General features: G+C 65.5%; 14 protein-coding genes. 6 read left to right on the plus strand and 8 right to left on the minus strand.

The window, feature by feature from the left end; genetic code table 11:
• The first annotated feature begins 2 nt into the window (after positions 1 to 2).
• Entirely contained in the window at positions 3 to 488 is a 486-nt protein-coding gene (locus CEY05_RS03580; RefSeq protein WP_088595995.1) for a VOC family protein, read from the plus strand.
• Between the two features lie 107 nt (positions 489 to 595).
• Here the strand turns inward: CEY05_RS03580 and CEY05_RS03585 are convergent, their stop codons facing one another.
• The 3 genes from CEY05_RS03585 to CEY05_RS03595 all read right to left on the minus strand — a co-directional run bounded on the left by CEY05_RS03585 (position 596) and on the right by CEY05_RS03595 (position 4,217).
• Positions 596 to 1,111: a GAF domain-containing protein gene (locus CEY05_RS03585; protein WP_233161334.1), complete on the minus strand. Its 516-nt coding sequence runs from the start codon at positions 1,109 to 1,111 to the stop codon at positions 596 to 598.
• 68 nt (positions 1,112 to 1,179) lie between these two features.
• Positions 1,180 to 2,145, minus strand: coding sequence for a tripartite tricarboxylate transporter substrate binding protein (locus CEY05_RS03590; protein ID WP_088595997.1), 966 nt, complete (start codon positions 2,143 to 2,145; stop codon positions 1,180 to 1,182).
• 233 nt (positions 2,146 to 2,378) lie between these two features.
• On the minus strand, positions 2,379 to 4,217 hold the full coding sequence (locus CEY05_RS03595) for a gamma-glutamyltransferase family protein (RefSeq protein ID WP_088596221.1): 1,839 nt from the start codon (positions 4,215 to 4,217) through the stop codon (positions 2,379 to 2,381).
• 177 nt (positions 4,218 to 4,394) lie between these two features.
• Here CEY05_RS03595 and CEY05_RS03600 point away from each other — a divergent pair, with 177 nt between their 5' ends.
• The 3 genes from CEY05_RS03600 (at position 4,395) to CEY05_RS03610 (ending at position 6,624) form a co-directional block, all read left to right on the plus strand.
• Positions 4,395 to 5,387, plus strand: a complete 993-nt coding sequence (locus CEY05_RS03600) for a LysR family transcriptional regulator (RefSeq protein WP_088595998.1) — start codon at positions 4,395 to 4,397, stop codon at positions 5,385 to 5,387.
• 248 nt (positions 5,388 to 5,635) lie between these two features.
• Complete coding sequence (locus tag CEY05_RS03605; RefSeq protein WP_088595999.1) at positions 5,636 to 6,163, plus strand: Spy/CpxP family protein refolding chaperone; 528 nt, start codon at positions 5,636 to 5,638, stop codon at positions 6,161 to 6,163.
• A gap of 167 nt (positions 6,164 to 6,330) precedes the next feature.
• Positions 6,331 to 6,624 carry a hypothetical protein gene (locus CEY05_RS03610; RefSeq protein WP_198952662.1) on the plus strand — a complete coding sequence of 98 codons (294 nt, stop codon included), beginning with the start codon at positions 6,331 to 6,333 and terminating at the stop codon, positions 6,622 to 6,624.
• A 250-nt stretch (positions 6,625 to 6,874) separates the two neighbouring features.
• Here CEY05_RS03610 and CEY05_RS03615 read toward each other — a convergent pair whose 3' ends face one another.
• The gene (locus CEY05_RS03615) at positions 6,875 to 7,543 is read right to left on the minus strand and encodes an O-methyltransferase (RefSeq protein ID WP_088596000.1); all 669 of its coding nucleotides are present in this window, start codon (positions 7,541 to 7,543) and stop codon (positions 6,875 to 6,877) included.
• 145 nt (positions 7,544 to 7,688) lie between these two features.
• Between CEY05_RS03615 and CEY05_RS03620 the strand changes: the two genes are divergently transcribed.
• The gene (locus CEY05_RS03620; protein WP_088596001.1) at positions 7,689 to 8,567 is read left to right on the plus strand and encodes a LysR substrate-binding domain-containing protein; all 879 of its coding nucleotides are present in this window, start codon (positions 7,689 to 7,691) and stop codon (positions 8,565 to 8,567) included.
• A 185-nt stretch (positions 8,568 to 8,752) separates the two neighbouring features.
• On the opposite strand, the gene CEY05_RS03625 is transcribed toward CEY05_RS03620, so the two are convergent.
• From CEY05_RS03625 to modA, 4 genes are all read right to left on the minus strand, one after another.
• The gene (locus CEY05_RS03625; RefSeq protein ID WP_088596002.1) at positions 8,753 to 9,202 is read right to left on the minus strand and encodes a winged helix-turn-helix domain-containing protein; all 450 of its coding nucleotides are present in this window, start codon (positions 9,200 to 9,202) and stop codon (positions 8,753 to 8,755) included.
• Between the two features lie 150 nt (positions 9,203 to 9,352).
• On the minus strand, positions 9,353 to 10,525 hold the full coding sequence (gene modC, locus CEY05_RS03630; protein ID WP_304528856.1) for a molybdenum ABC transporter ATP-binding protein: 1,173 nt from the start codon (positions 10,523 to 10,525) through the stop codon (positions 9,353 to 9,355).
• A gap of 11 nt (positions 10,526 to 10,536) precedes the next feature.
• Positions 10,537 to 11,211 carry a molybdate ABC transporter permease subunit gene (gene modB, locus CEY05_RS03635; RefSeq protein WP_088596004.1) on the minus strand — a complete coding sequence of 225 codons (675 nt, stop codon included), beginning with the start codon at positions 11,209 to 11,211 and terminating at the stop codon, positions 10,537 to 10,539.
• 12 nt (positions 11,212 to 11,223) lie between these two features.
• Positions 11,224 to 11,979 carry a molybdate ABC transporter substrate-binding protein gene (modA, locus tag CEY05_RS03640; protein ID WP_088596005.1) on the minus strand — a complete coding sequence of 252 codons (756 nt, stop codon included), beginning with the start codon at positions 11,977 to 11,979 and terminating at the stop codon, positions 11,224 to 11,226.
• Positions 11,980 to 12,325: 346 nt separating this feature from the next.
• Between modA and CEY05_RS03645 the strand changes: the two genes are divergently transcribed.
• Positions 12,326 to 13,387, plus strand: coding sequence for a bifunctional nicotinamide-nucleotide adenylyltransferase/Nudix hydroxylase (locus tag CEY05_RS03645; RefSeq protein ID WP_233161335.1), 1,062 nt, complete (start codon positions 12,326 to 12,328; stop codon positions 13,385 to 13,387).
• Positions 13,388 to 13,452: the final 65 nt, after the last annotated feature.

Raw genomic sequence — 13,452 nt, forward strand, 5'->3', positions numbered from 1 at the left:
CCATGAGCTCGACTGTCAAACCGATTCCGCCGGACATGCATACCGTCACGCCGCACATCATCTGCAGCGATGCAGCCGGCGCCATCGATTTCTACAAAAAAGCGTTCGGCGCCACCGAACTGGCGCGCCTGCCCGGCCCGCAAGGCGGGGTGATGCACGCCATGGTGCGCATCGGCGATTCCAACGTCATGCTGGCCGATGAGATGCCAGGCTGCGGGTCTGCCAGTCCGACCACGCTGAAGGGCACGCCCGTCACCCTGCATCTGTATGTCGAGGACGTCGATACGGATTTCGCGCGCGCGATCGAGGCTGGCGGCACGGCCGTCATGCAACCCACCGATATGTTCTGGGGCGACCGCTACGGGGTGCTGAAGGATCCCTACGGCCACAGCTGGTCCATGGCGACGCATACGCGCGACATGACACCGGCGCAGATGGACAAGGAAATGAAGGAGATGATGGCCAACTGGAAACCGCCGCAGCAGTAAGCGCAGCGGGCCAGCGGCTGGGCGGCGGCCGCGCACTCAGGCGCGGCTGCCCCGCATGGCCGATGGGAGCCGGCGCAGCAACCGTGCCCCGGTTCCACGCGTGCGCGTCAGCGCGCCTTCAGCCCGAGGAATCCCGGCACTGCCAGCAGCGCGCCCAGGCGCGCGCTGGCCACCATGGCCGGCGACACGTGCTCGGCCGGCATCAACAGATTCAAGGTGCCCAGGCAGACATCGCCCAACACGACCGGCACGTTGATCACCGACTTCAATCCCAGCGCCACGATGGCGGCATGATCGTCGAAGGACTCGCGTATCGCCGTCTCGCCCTCTCCCACGTACACCTTGCGCTCCAGCAATACGTGGCGTCCCCAGGGCATGCCCTTCTTTTCCTTGGACCCGCCCGGCGGATAGGACTTGGGATCGGAGCTATACAGGCGCACCACCGCGATGCGCTCGGCATCGAAGCGGTTGACCGTGCACAGCGTGTGTCCCAGCAAGGGCTGCAGGTAGCGATCGACGGCGCCGAACAGCGCCGTTGGATCCTGGCCGGCACAGGCGTCCGCCAGCGCGTCGATATCGAGCAGCGACGAGGCTGCGGTTTCCAGTTCCAGCATTTGAGTCATGAAGTCATCATTCCTGCTTGCTACCAAGTACGCGGGCAGGCACGGCGCACCGTGCCCTGCCGCGGCTATCAATCGTCGGCGTGGATACCCAGGTCGCGCACCAGCTTGCCGTACTTGTCGGCATCGCGCACCAGCACGTCGCCGAAGCCCTTCGGCGTGCTCTGCATCACCTGGACGCCCATGTCGCCCATCTGCTTCTGCACTTCCGGCAGCGCCAGGATGCGGTTGATTTCCTTGCTCAGCTTTTCAACCAGGGCCGGGTCCATGCCGGCGGGGCCGAAAGCGCCATACCACACGGCCATTTCGTAGCCGGGCACGGTTTCACCAACCGTGGGCACGTTCGGCAGCAAGGGCGAACGCTTGTCCTCGGTGACGGCCAGCAGGCGCAGCTTGCCGGAATTCACGTGCGGCAGCGTCTGCGTGCCGGCGCTGAACAACAGCTGGGTGCGGTTAGCCACGGTATCCAGCACCGCGGGCGCGCCGCCACGGTAAGGCACGTGGGTCATCTTGACGCCCGTGGCCTTCTCGAACATGGCCGCGCTGAGGTGGTTGGTCGAGCCCGCGCCGGCCGAGGCATACGCCAGCGGATGGGTCTTGGCGTAGTCGATGAATTCGGCGACGGTCTTCACCGGCAGCTCGGGATTGACCACCATGGTGTTGGTGACCAGCGCCAGCTCGGCGATAGGCGTGAAGTCCTTGACGCCGTCGAAGGGCATGTTGGCGTACAGCGCCTGGTTCATGGTGTGCGTGCTCATCGAGCCGATCAGCAGCGTGTAGCCGTCCGGCTTGGCGCGCGCCACATAGCCCGAACCGATGTTGCCCGACGCGCCGGAGCGGTTTTCGACGATGACCGACTGGCCCAGCGAGGTCGTCATGTGCTGCGACAGCAGACGCGCCAGGATGTCGGTGGAACCGCCCGCGGCCCACGGCACCACCAGGGTGATGGGCTTTTCAGGATAGGCGGCGGAGGCCAGCGCCGGCGCAATGGCCAAGACGGCCAACGCGCCGCCGAGTAGACGTTTGAAAGAAGTCATAAAGATCCCCTGGTGATGAAAGCCGGTACGTGTGCCGGCGGAAAAAATGGTTCCGGCGCGACACCGGAAGCCAGACGCTTTGTCTCGTGAGCCGTGGCGGCATGGGCCGCGGCGCCTGTTGCTACAGCTGCTACTGCTTTTACTGCCACCGCTGCTACTGCTACTGCAACTGCTACTGCTACTGCTTTTACTGCTACTTCCACCGCGAATACTTCCAGCAGCGCCGCCGGGTGTCAGCGTCCCACTGCGTAACTCTGCATGCCGCGCGGATTGGCGCCGGCGCGCAGTTGCAGGCCACCGCCCGCTTCCGGTTCACGCGTGCAGGCGCTGATGCGGCCTTCGGACCAGTCCGCGCCGACCTTCACCTCGTGTCCCGCCGCGCGCAGCCCTTCCAGCGTGGCGGCCGGCATGCGGCCTTCCACCGTAATGCGGTTGAGCGTGGTCGAACGCGGCCAGAACGAGCCCGGGAAATGGTCCACATGCCAGGACGGCGCATCGATGGCCTCCTGCAGATTCATACCGTGCAGCGCGTGGCGCAAGAAGAACGGCGCCGTCCACTGGTCCTGCTGATCGCCGCCGGGCGTGCCGAAAGCCATATAGGGTTCGCCATCGCGCAAGGCCATGCCCGGCGACAGCGTGGTGTTGGGCCGCATGCCGGGACGCAGGGTGCCGGGCAGGTCGTCGTCCAGCCAGGTCATCTGCAGGCGCGTGGTCAGGGAGAAGCCCAGCTCGGGCACCGCCGGGCTGGACGACAGCCAACCGCCCGAAGGCGTCGCCGCGACCATATTGCCGTCGCGGTCGATGACGTCGATATGGCAGGTATCGCCGACGAAGATTTCGCGCGCGGCCCATTCCTGCACGGGCGGCAACTGGGCGAAAGTCGGCTCACCCACGCCGAAGCGGGTATCGGCCTTGGCCAGCGTGCGCACGGCCGCCTCCAGGTCGGGCAGGCGCGGCACGCGACCCAGCGGATGGCCGGGATTGAGCACCTTGCTCGAATGCTGGCCGTCGATGAGGGCGGCGCGGGCCCGGGCATACTCGTCCGACAGCAGGCCGGCCAGGGGCACGTCCACGGCATCTGGATCGCCATACCACGCCAGGCGATCGGCGAAGGCCAGCTTGGCGGCCTCGGCGATGCGATGCACGAATTCCGTGGAATCGGGCGCCACACTGTCCAGGCCCAGATGGCGCGCCATGGCAAGTTGCTGCAGCAGCACGGTGCCCTGCGACCAGGCGCCGCATTTGGCCACGGTGTAGCGGCCGATGTCGGTGGTCAGCGGCGTTTCATAGGCGGCACGCCAGTCGGCCATGTCTTCCAGGCGCAGCAAGCCCTTGTTGCGTTCACCGGTGGTGTCGCGGATGGCGGTGTTGCGGTAATAGCTGTCGATGGCCTGCGCCACGAAGCCGCGATACCAGACGTCATGCGCGGCATCGATGCGGGCACGGCGGTCGCCCGCGCGGCTGGCTTCCTCCAGCACGCGGGTATAGGTAGCGGCGATGCCGGGCGTGCGGAACAGGCGGTCCGGGTGCGGCACCTTGCCGTCGGGCATCCAGACGGCGGCGGAGCTGGACCATTCCTGGCGGAACAGGTCCTGCACCGCGAAGATGGCCTGCGGAATGCGCGGCACCAGCGGAAAGCCGTTACGCGCATAGTCGATGGCGGGACGCAGGACGTCGGCCAGTTCCCAGGTGCCGTGATCGCGCAACAGGGTAAGCCACGCACCGAAGGCGCCCGGCACCGTGGCCGGCAGCAAGCCGATGCCCGGCACCATGTCCAGGCCCATGGCGCGGAAATAGGCGGGCGTCGCCAGGGCGGGCGCATTGCCCTGCCCGCACAGCGACTGCATGCGCTTGTCGCGTTCGCTCCAGAACAGGATGGGCACTTCGCCGCCGGGGCCGTTCAGATGGGGTTCGACCACCTGCAGCATGAAGCCGCCCGCGGCCGCCGCGTCGTAGGCGTTGCCGCCCCGCTCCAGCACACTCATGGCCACCTGGCTGGCCAGCCAGTGCGTGGATGACACCACGCCAAACGTGCCGCGGATTTCAGGGCGAGTGGTGAAGGTTGGAGACATGGCAGCCGTGTAAAGATGACCGGAGAAATGAAGCCAGCCGGGGCAGGCGCCGGTCATCCTGAGGATGGCGGGCGCGGCCAGACGTCTGGGAATCACGAAAGTATAGGTCGGCCGAAATAACCCGTTACGGGTTTTTTATAATGCCGGCATAAACGTTTGGTTATGCCAGAATATTCCATGCCCCCTTCCCTGTCCCAGACCACCTCCGCCGCGCGCCTGGTCTCGCGCTTGAAACTGCGCCATCTGGCGCTGCTGATACACATCGCCGAACGCGAATCGCTGACCCGCGTCGCCGAGGAAATGGGGATCAGCCAACCGGCGGCCACCAAGGCGCTGGGCGAGATCGAAGCCGTCTTCGGCGCCCCCCTGTTCCTGCGCACCCCGCGTGGGCTGCGGCCAACCCCCTTGGGGGAACGGGCCATCGTGCGCGCGCGCCATATGCTGCAGGACGTCGACCGCTGGGCCGATGAAATGGAAGCCGTGCGTGGTGGCCATAGCGCCCACCTGCACGTGGGCGCCGTGCCGTATATCTCGGCGCGCGTGCTGGTGCCGCTGGTCGAGCGCCTGTACGAGCGCCACCACATCACCATCAGCCTGCAGCGCGCCACCACGGACCAGCTGCTGGATCGCCTGCGCGCGCACGAACTGGATTGCGTGATCGGCCGCGCGGCCGTGATGAAAGGCATGGACGAGTTGCAGCACGAAGTGCTGTATCCGCAACGCCCTGCCCTCATCACCAACCGCCGGCTGGCGCAGGCCATGGCGCGGCGCGCGCCGGACTGGGCGGCACTGGCGGAGATGAACTGGATACTGCCGTCACCGCTGACGCCCATCGGCAATATGGTTAGTGAATTGTTCGCGCGCGCGGGGGCGCGGCCACCGGCGCCGATGATAGAAACGTATTCCATGGACGTGATCGCCGCCCTGATGGCGCATCACGACAGCCTGCTGTCCATCGTGCCAGAAGAAATCGCCACGGACTTGAGCCGCGACGGCAACATCACCATCGTGCCATGGACCTTCGACTGGACGCTGCCGCCGGTCAGCCTGATCCGGCGCCGGCGCGAATTCACGCTGCAGGCCGAGGAATCGTTGATAGGCATCCTGCGCGAGGTCTGCGCGGAAGCGGTGGGACAAGCCGGCGGATCTCCTCAAACGGTAAGCGATTGAAAACGCCGCGAGGCTGGCGCGCTACGCCGCCGCCAGGCCATCCCGCTCGGAGCGGTTACCGGCGGGACTGTGCTCCGCGGTGTCCCCGAGCATGACGGACCGGCAGGTGTCGCGTTTTGGAGGCCAAGCTGACAGTACGATTATTCACGTTTGCAAAGAACACATGCAGTTCAGGGACTGGCGCCTGCGTATTCTCGCCACCACCCGAGCCAGCAGGCCGGGCCAGGCAATCTGCTAGGAGAATATTCATGAAGTCACGCATCGCGCTGCAAGCCGCCCTTTGGACCGCCGCCGCCGTGGCCGGCGCACCGGCTTTCGCACAGACGGCCACCGGTCCGGCCAATTCCGCCGCGCCGGCTGCCATGACCACCGCGCCCGCCAACACCAAGACCGCCACGCCGCACAAGGCCAACGATCGCGTCGAAAAGCACATCAAGAGCCTGCACGACCAGCTCAAGATCACGGCCGCCCAGGAAGGCCAGTGGGAGCCGGTGGCCCAGACGATGCGCGACAACGCCGAGCAGATCGACACGCTGGTGGAAAAGCGCAATGCCAATACGTCGATGACGGCGCTGGATGACCTGAATTCCTATGCCGAATTCACCCAGGCCAATTCGGATGGCGTGAAGAAGCTGACGGCCGTGTTCACGCCCCTGTACAACAATCTGTCCGACGACCAGAAGAAGAACGCGGACAAGATCTTCAGCCAGGGCGAGAACCGTCGCGTGGTCCACAACAAGAAGCCCGAGAAGGCGAAGACGCCGGCCAAGGGCTGATCGTCGGGATGCTTGCCGGTGCTCGCGGCGCCGGCGGTGTCTTTTCGATCCTGCGGCCGGACCCTTCCCTTCCTTGAACGGAGGGGTTTCGTGGAGGCTTCCACGTCGCGCGGCGCCTGATGCGCTTGCGGGCCGCAGAACGGTAATCCTGGAAAAAGGACTTATATATGAAACGAACTACCCTGACGATCCTGGCTAGCTTGGCCACCCTGGCTGCGGCCAGCGCCGCTCATGCGGAGGTCAGTGTCAATCTAGGCATCGGTGTGCCCGCGTACGGTTACGCTGCACCGCCCGTCGTCGTGGCGCCGGCGCCTGTCTACCGCGCGCCGCCGCCCGTGATCTATCGCGGTGGTGGCAACTGGGGCCACGACCACTACCGTCGCCCGCCTCCGCCGCCGCCGCGCCATTACGATCACCATGACAACCATCATGACGATCACCACGACAATCACCATCATTGATTGATGGAAGTTTCCGGGGCGGCTTGTAGCCGCCCCGGTGCATTTTGCCTTGCAAGGTTTGGGGTAGCCGTTCAGCCATTCGCCGCTGCGCCGCCGCGCCACACGGCGCCTTGGCGCGCGGGCATGGCGCCGCTAGCCAAGCCCTCGTTCGGCGGCATTGGCTACGTTCGTCGCTCGGCTGCCCTGGAGCGGCGCTGCGCCGCTCCAAGGCCCTGCCCGTGGCCCCAGGGCGGAACCGAAATCGGCCGGCTCACAGCACCCGGGCCAGCGCGAAGCCATCCCAGCCTTTTTCTCCCACCGTCTGCAGGGCGGTGGCGGATAGGCGGCGGTTGGCGCCCAATCGTTCGAAAAACTCGAAGACACCCTGGACGTCGGCATCATCGCGCGCGTTGGGGTCGACCATGCGGCCGGCGCGGATGATGTTGTCGCCAACGATCACCGTGCCGGGACGCGACAGGGCCAGGACACCCTCCAGGTAAAACGGATTCGACGCCTTGTCGGCATCGATGAACGCGAAGTCGATGGGTTCACCGTTCTCCTCGCGCAGGCGCGCCAGGGACAAGCGGGCATCGCCGACAAGGATGCGCACGCGATCAGCCAGGCCCGCCTTGGCGATGTTGTCGGCGGCCACGCGGGCATGGTCGGCGTTGGCTTCCAAGGTCACCAACGCTCCGCCCTGGGGCAATACGCGCGCCAGGCAGATGGCGCTATAGCCGCCCAGGGTGCCTATCTCCAGGATCCGGCGGGCGCCGCACATCTGTGCGAAAAGCTGCAGCATGCGAGCCTGGTTGGGCGCGACTTCCTGCGCCGGCAGGCCCGCCGCGCGGGAAGCGGCCAGGGTCTTTTCCAAGATGCGATCCGACAGGCCTAGGGTGCGTTCGAAATACTGATCGACGGCGATCCAGCGGGCTTCATCCATGATGAGATACTCTTTATAAGCGATAAGAAATCTGGCGGTCGTGTCGACGTCACGACCTGATGCCTCGCATACTACGGCGGTCTTCCCTGTCATGAACAGGCAGTAATTTTGCTGCTATCGTCAGTTTTTTTGACGGATAGGCGATATGCGTAACTTGCCCCCTTTATCTGCCCTGCGTGCCTTCGAAGCCATCGCCCGCCATGGCTCGGTCACGCGGGCGGCGGGCGAGTTGCATCGCACGCACGGGGCGGTCAGCCGGCAGTTGCGCCTGCTGCAGGAACACGTCGGCGCGCCCTTGTTCGACAAGGCAGGCACGGGTTTGCAGTTGAACGATGCGGGGCGGGCGCTCTACGACCTAGCGCGCCGCAGCTTCGACGAGCTGGAAAGCGGCTACGCCCGCGTGCTGCGCCAGGCGCGCGACCCCGGCCTGCACGTCGCCTGCAGCGCGACCTTCGCCATGCGTTGGCTGGTACCCAACCTGGAGCGTTTCTATCGCGCCTGCCCCGACGTGCGCCTGCGCCTGTCCATGACCTCCGCGCGGCAGATGCGCAGCGAAGACGCCGACCTGTTGATCGCCTGGGATCTATCGGCCTACCCGCCCGCCGACCGCGAACGCGCCATCAAGCTGGCCGGCGTCGCCTTCGGCCCGGTGCATGCACCCGGCTACAAGCCGGCGCGCGGCCAACGGGTACGGATTGCGCATGACTACACGGGCCGTGCGTGGGAGCAATGGCAAACCCATGACAAGCGCCCGCTGTCGTTCGCGCGCGAACTGACCTTCCCGCATACGCATCTATGCATCGAGGCCGCCATGGCAGGGCTGGGCGTGGCTCTGGTGGAAAGGCGTTTGGTACGGCGTGAGTTGGAAGAAGGCACCCTGGTGGCCCCACGCGGCTTCGTCGCTTTCGACGACGGCATGATGGCGCTACCCGCCCAAGGCCGCCCCATGTCGCGTGAGGGGCAGGCCCTGGTGGACTGGCTGCGGACGGCGCTGGGGCCGGAAACGGATCTACAGGATAGCTAAGGTCAAGCCCGCCAGATGCTTGACGAGTGGTTTTCCCCAACTGACGAGTGCCCCGACAGACAGACCGATACCCGTCCCGATCCAGAGGAAACGGCTGAATTGCCGCTTCAGGACCCCAAATTCAGCGTTTAGAACGCCAAAGCTTCGTAACGGGGAAGATTCAACCGTTCCCGGGCACAGGGACCTTATCTTTCAAGCAAGTCCAGCAGCGCGTCGAGCTGCCTGGCACAGGCGCGTTGGGCAGTGGCTTCGATGTCACGATACAGGGTGACGATGCGCTCACCGACCGGCGTCAGCCCACTGCCGCCACCGCTCGCGCCACCATGGCCGGAATGTGTGGCCGGCTCGCGCAAGGCCCGATTCAATTCGTCGATCAGCAGCCACGCGCGGCGATACGACATTCCCATGCTGCGCGCGGCGGCAGCGATGGAGCCATGCTCGCGTATGGCTTCCAGCAGGTCCACCTTGCCCGGCCCGATGGCAAGCAGATCGCGATGGCGTATGCGCAAGCGGAACCGCACCTCCGTGCCGGCCGCATCGGCCACGCCGGCGCCGTCGCATGCCGACGCAGCATCGGGCGCAGCGGCCGTCGCGACACCAGGCTTCGGTTTGTGTGAGGAATGAGGGTCTTTCATGGCGGCAGCATACACGAGGCATAGCGATGACGGCAGGTACCTGGCAGGTACCTGGCAGATACCTACTTCTACATCTGCTTCATCCGGTACCGCTTACCACCACGGCTGCCACGTCCAGCGGCCCGCGTACCGCGAAACGCTGCCACGGGATCACGCCAGCAAGGACACCGACTTGACCTGGGCCCAGGCGTGGCTGCCCGGCACCAGTCCCAATTGATCGCGCGAATAGCGCGTGATGCGCGCCAGCAAGGGACTGCCACCGGCGTCCAGGCGCACCATGACCTGTGCGGCCTCGGCGGTTTCCGCCATGTCTTCCACGCGCACCGGCAATACGTTGAGGATGCTGCTATCCTGCGGCGGCGTCAGCGTCAGGCTGACATCGCGCGCCCGCACGACCAGCCGCATCCGGCGCCCGACGGGCAGGGGCTCATGCACCACCCGCAGCGTCGCAGCCATTGCCGCATTGGGCGACCGCTCCCCGATTGCGGGCCGCAACGTATCCTGCCGCGCGGGCAAATCGACCGTGTTCCTGGCCACCCCTACCGTCAACAGCCGATACGCGGGATCATAGGACACCACCTCGCCCTCTATCACCACCGACGCATCGTCGGCCAGGGCGGACGGCAGATCCAGCCGCGCCAACGTCTGCCCTATCGGCCCGCTGGCCAGCACCTTGCCCTGTTCCAGCAGCACCAGATGATCCGCCAGCCGCGCCACTTCCTCCGGCGCATGGCTGACGTACACGATGGGGATATCCAGCTCTTCGTGCAGCCGTTCCAGATAAGGCAGGATTTCCTGCTTGCGCGCATTGTCCAGAGCGGCCAGCGGCTCGTCCATCAGCAATAGCCGCGGGCTGGTCAACAGCGCGCGCGCCATCCCCACCCGCTGCCGCTCGCCGCCCGACAACCCGCCCGGCATGCGGCCCAGCAGATGATCGATGCCCAGCAGCTCGGCGGCATGGTCCAGCGCCACCTTGCGTTCAGCGGGCGCCACCCGCTTCTGGCCGTAGCGCAGGTTATCCCGCACGTTCAAGTGGGCGAACAGGCTGGCCTCCTGGAACACATAGCCCAGCGCGCGGCGATGGGTGGGCACATCGATGCGCTGCTGCGTATCCAGCCAGACCTCGCCATTGACGCTCAGGTAGCCTTCCCGCGGCGCCGCCAGGCCGGCCAGGCAACGCAGACAGGTCGTCTTGCCCGACCCTGACTGGCCGAACAGGGCAGTCACTCCGCGCCCGGGCAGACGCAGATCCACATCCAGCGTGAAGGCCGCCTGCCGCAGCAGGAAACGCGCGTTCAATTGCCGGGACGAATCATCAACCATAACCATGGATTTCAAGTCAGCGCCGACCGGCGGCTGGAATAAAGCAGCATCAGGATGAGAAAGGAAAAGACGACCATGCCACCCGCCAGCCAATGCGCCTGTGCATACTCCAGCGCCTCGACGTGATCGAAGATCTGCACCGACACCACCCGCGTCTTGTCCGGGATATTGCCGCCTATCATCAGCACCACGCCGAACTCACCCACGGTGTGGGCGAACCCCAGCACCGCCGCCGTCACGAAGCCCGGCCGCGCCAGCGGCAAGGCTACCGTGAAGAACCGGTCCCAGGGCCCCGCGCGCAGCGTCGCCGCCGCCTCCAGCGGGCGGTTGCCGATGGCCTCGAAGGCATTCTGCAAAGGCTGCACGACGAACGGCATCGAATAGAACACCGAGCCCACCACCAGGCCGGCGAAGGTGAAGGGCAAGGTGCCCAGTCCCATGGCCTGGGTCATCTTGCCGACCACGCCATTGGGGCCCATCGTCAGCAGCAGGTAGAAACCGATCACCGTCGGCGGCAATACCAGCGGCAAGGCCACCACCGCGCCCACCGGCCCTTTCAGGCGTGAACGCGTGCGCGCCAGCCACCAGGCGATGGGCGTGCCCACCACCAGCAACAGCACGGTGGTGAACGTGGCCAACTGCAGGGTCAGCCAGATGGCGCCGAAGTCACTGGAATTCAGCGCCACGGAGTCGCGCCCTTAGAGCTGATAGCCATAGGACTTGATGATGGTCGCGGCCTTGGGACCCTTCAGGTAATCCACGAAAGCCTTGGCGGCGGCGTTGTCCTTGCCCTTGTCCAGGATGACGGCGTCCTGGCGGATGGGTTCGTGCATGCTGGCCGGAACCACCCAGGCCGAACCGCTGGTGACCTTGCCGTCCTTGTAGATCTGCGACAGCGCGACAAAGCCCAGTTCGGCATTGCCCGTGGCGATGAACTGCTGCGCCTGCGTAATGTTCTGGCCTTCGACGATCTTGTCCTTGACCGCTTGCGTCAGGCCCAGCTTCTCCAGGGTCTGCACGGCGGCCAGGCCGTAAGGCGCGGCCTTGGGATTGGCGATGGACAGATGCTTGTACTGGTTCTTCTTCAGCACTTCACCCTTGTCGTCGACATAGCCTTCCTTGGCCGACCACAACGCCAGCGCGCCGGTGGCGTAGGTGAAACGCGAGCCCGGGACGATGCGCTTTTCCGTTTCCAGTTTGGCCGGCGTGGAGTCGTCGGCCGCCAGGAACACTTCGAACGGCGCGCCGTTCTGGATCTGGGCGTAGAACTGGCCGGTGGCGCCGAAGGCGGCGACCACCTTGTTGCCGGTGTCCTTCTCGAATTCCGCCGCGATGGCCTTGACCGGCGCGGTGAAGTTCGCGGCCACGGCGACCTGGACTTCGCCGGCATGAGCGGTGGCGCCGATGGCACCGGCAACGACGGCCATCGCGGCCGAGAAGAAGCGGATATTCATGTGGGGTTCCTGAAAGGGGTGTAAGGCAGGGATGTACATGCGGCGCCGCAACGCGCCAGATCGGGCCGGCTCGATATATACGACAGGATATTACGGACGCTATATTACGCAGTTCGCCCTGAAGCGCAAAATGCCGAGAGGTGGGCAGCGAGAATATCGTCCATTGATGTCCGCCTGTGGCACACGTCGCTCCCACGAAAGCAGCATACGAAGAAGCAGCATACGAAGGCATTCGCCCGGAGCCGTGCCCGCCAACCTCGGCTTGCACTCCCGCCTTGCCAGGCGTAGGATTCAAAACAGCCTAGGGACAGACCCGAAGCGCTATCAAACATCATGAGGGATGCTCATGGAATTCGACTACCTGGTCTTCATCGGCCGCTTCGAACCTTTTCACAATGGCCACGCCGCGGTTGCCCGTCATGCCCTGACCCGCGCCGGCAAAGTCATTTTTCTGGTCGGCTCGGCCGACACCCCCCGCAGCACGCGCAATCCCTGGACGGTCGCTGAACGCACCGTCATGATCCAGGCCGCCTTGGGCGACGAACTGGCGCGCCGCCTCATCATCAGTCCGCTGCGGGACCACCTCTACAACGAAAGCCTCTGGATCGCCGGCGTACAGCGCACGGTGGCCGAAGCCATACGCAAGGATCGCGGCAAGGACGACGGCGAAAACGTGCGCGTCGGCCTGATCGGCATGGACAAGGATGCGTCCAGCTACTACCTGAAGGAATTTCCCCAGTGGCCGCTGGTGGACGTGCGCCACACGGAAGCGCTCTCGGCCACCGAACTGCGCCGCTATCTGTTCGAAGCCGGTGACAACGACCGTCACGGCGCCCTGCTGCTGTTGCGCGGCAATGTGCCCGAGCCCGTCTTCGACATGCTGGAAGCCTTCCGCAAGAACGCCCCCGCTTACCAGGAACTGGTGGCCGAACACCAGTTCATCATGCAGTACAAGGAAGCCTGGAAGAAAGCGCCCTATCCGCCCACCTTCGTCACCACCGATGCCGTGGTGGTGCACTCCGGTCATCTGCTGCTGGTGCGGCGCCGCTCCGCGCCCGGCAAGGGGCTGTGGGCCTTGCCGGGCGGCTTCGTCGGCCAGGACGAGGCCATACTCGATGCTTCCATCCGGGAACTGCGCGAGGAAACCCGGCTCAAAATCCCCACGCCCGTACTCAAAGGTTCACTCAAGGGCCGCAATGTATTCGACCACCCGGACCGCAGCCAGCGCGGCCGAACGATCACGCACGCCTTCCATTTCGACTTCCCCGCCGGCGAACTGCCCGACGTGCGTGGCGGCGACGATGCCGACAAGGCGCGCTGGATCCTGGTCAGCGAGGCCTTGGACATGGGGCCCCGGCTGTATGAAGACCACTTGCACATCATCGAGTTTTTCCTGGGACGCGGCTAGTCCGGCCTTTCGGCCCCGCACCTGAACCGCCAGCGGATAGACCGCCGGCTTACTCAAGACGAGAA

Source organism: Achromobacter sp. HZ34, from assembly GCF_002209485.1.
In the GTDB taxonomy this organism is placed as follows: Bacteria; Pseudomonadota; Gammaproteobacteria; order Burkholderiales; family Burkholderiaceae_B; genus Bordetella_C.

Coding starts and splice junctions, on each gene's coding strand:
- CEY05_RS03610 (WP_198952662.1), top strand. CDS start 6,331: ATGAAACGAACTACCCTGACGATCCTGGCTAGCTTGGCCACCCTGGCT.
- CEY05_RS03615 (WP_088596000.1), bottom strand. CDS start 7,543: ATGGATGAAGCCCGCTGGATCGCCGTCGATCAGTATTTCGAACGCACC.
- modC (WP_304528856.1), bottom strand. CDS start 10,525: ATGGTTGATGATTCGTCCCGGCAATTGAACGCGCGTTTCCTGCTGCGG.
- CEY05_RS03645 (WP_233161335.1), top strand. CDS start 12,326: ATGGAATTCGACTACCTGGTCTTCATCGGCCGCTTCGAACCTTTTCAC.
- CEY05_RS03595 (WP_088596221.1), bottom strand. CDS start 4,217: ATGTCTCCAACCTTCACCACTCGCCCTGAAATCCGCGGCACGTTTGGC.
- CEY05_RS03620 (WP_088596001.1), top strand. CDS start 7,689: ATGCGTAACTTGCCCCCTTTATCTGCCCTGCGTGCCTTCGAAGCCATC.
- CEY05_RS03590 (WP_088595997.1), bottom strand. CDS start 2,145: ATGACTTCTTTCAAACGTCTACTCGGCGGCGCGTTGGCCGTCTTGGCC.
- CEY05_RS03625 (WP_088596002.1), bottom strand. CDS start 9,202: ATGAAAGACCCTCATTCCTCACACAAACCGAAGCCTGGTGTCGCGACG.
- CEY05_RS03580 (WP_088595995.1), top strand. CDS start 3: ATGAGCTCGACTGTCAAACCGATTCCGCCGGACATGCATACCGTCACG.
- CEY05_RS03605 (WP_088595999.1), top strand. CDS start 5,636: ATGAAGTCACGCATCGCGCTGCAAGCCGCCCTTTGGACCGCCGCCGCC.
- modA (WP_088596005.1), bottom strand. CDS start 11,979: ATGAATATCCGCTTCTTCTCGGCCGCGATGGCCGTCGTTGCCGGTGCC.
- CEY05_RS03600 (WP_088595998.1), top strand. CDS start 4,395: ATGCCCCCTTCCCTGTCCCAGACCACCTCCGCCGCGCGCCTGGTCTCG.
- CEY05_RS03585 (WP_233161334.1), bottom strand. CDS start 1,111: ATGACTCAAATGCTGGAACTGGAAACCGCAGCCTCGTCGCTGCTCGAT.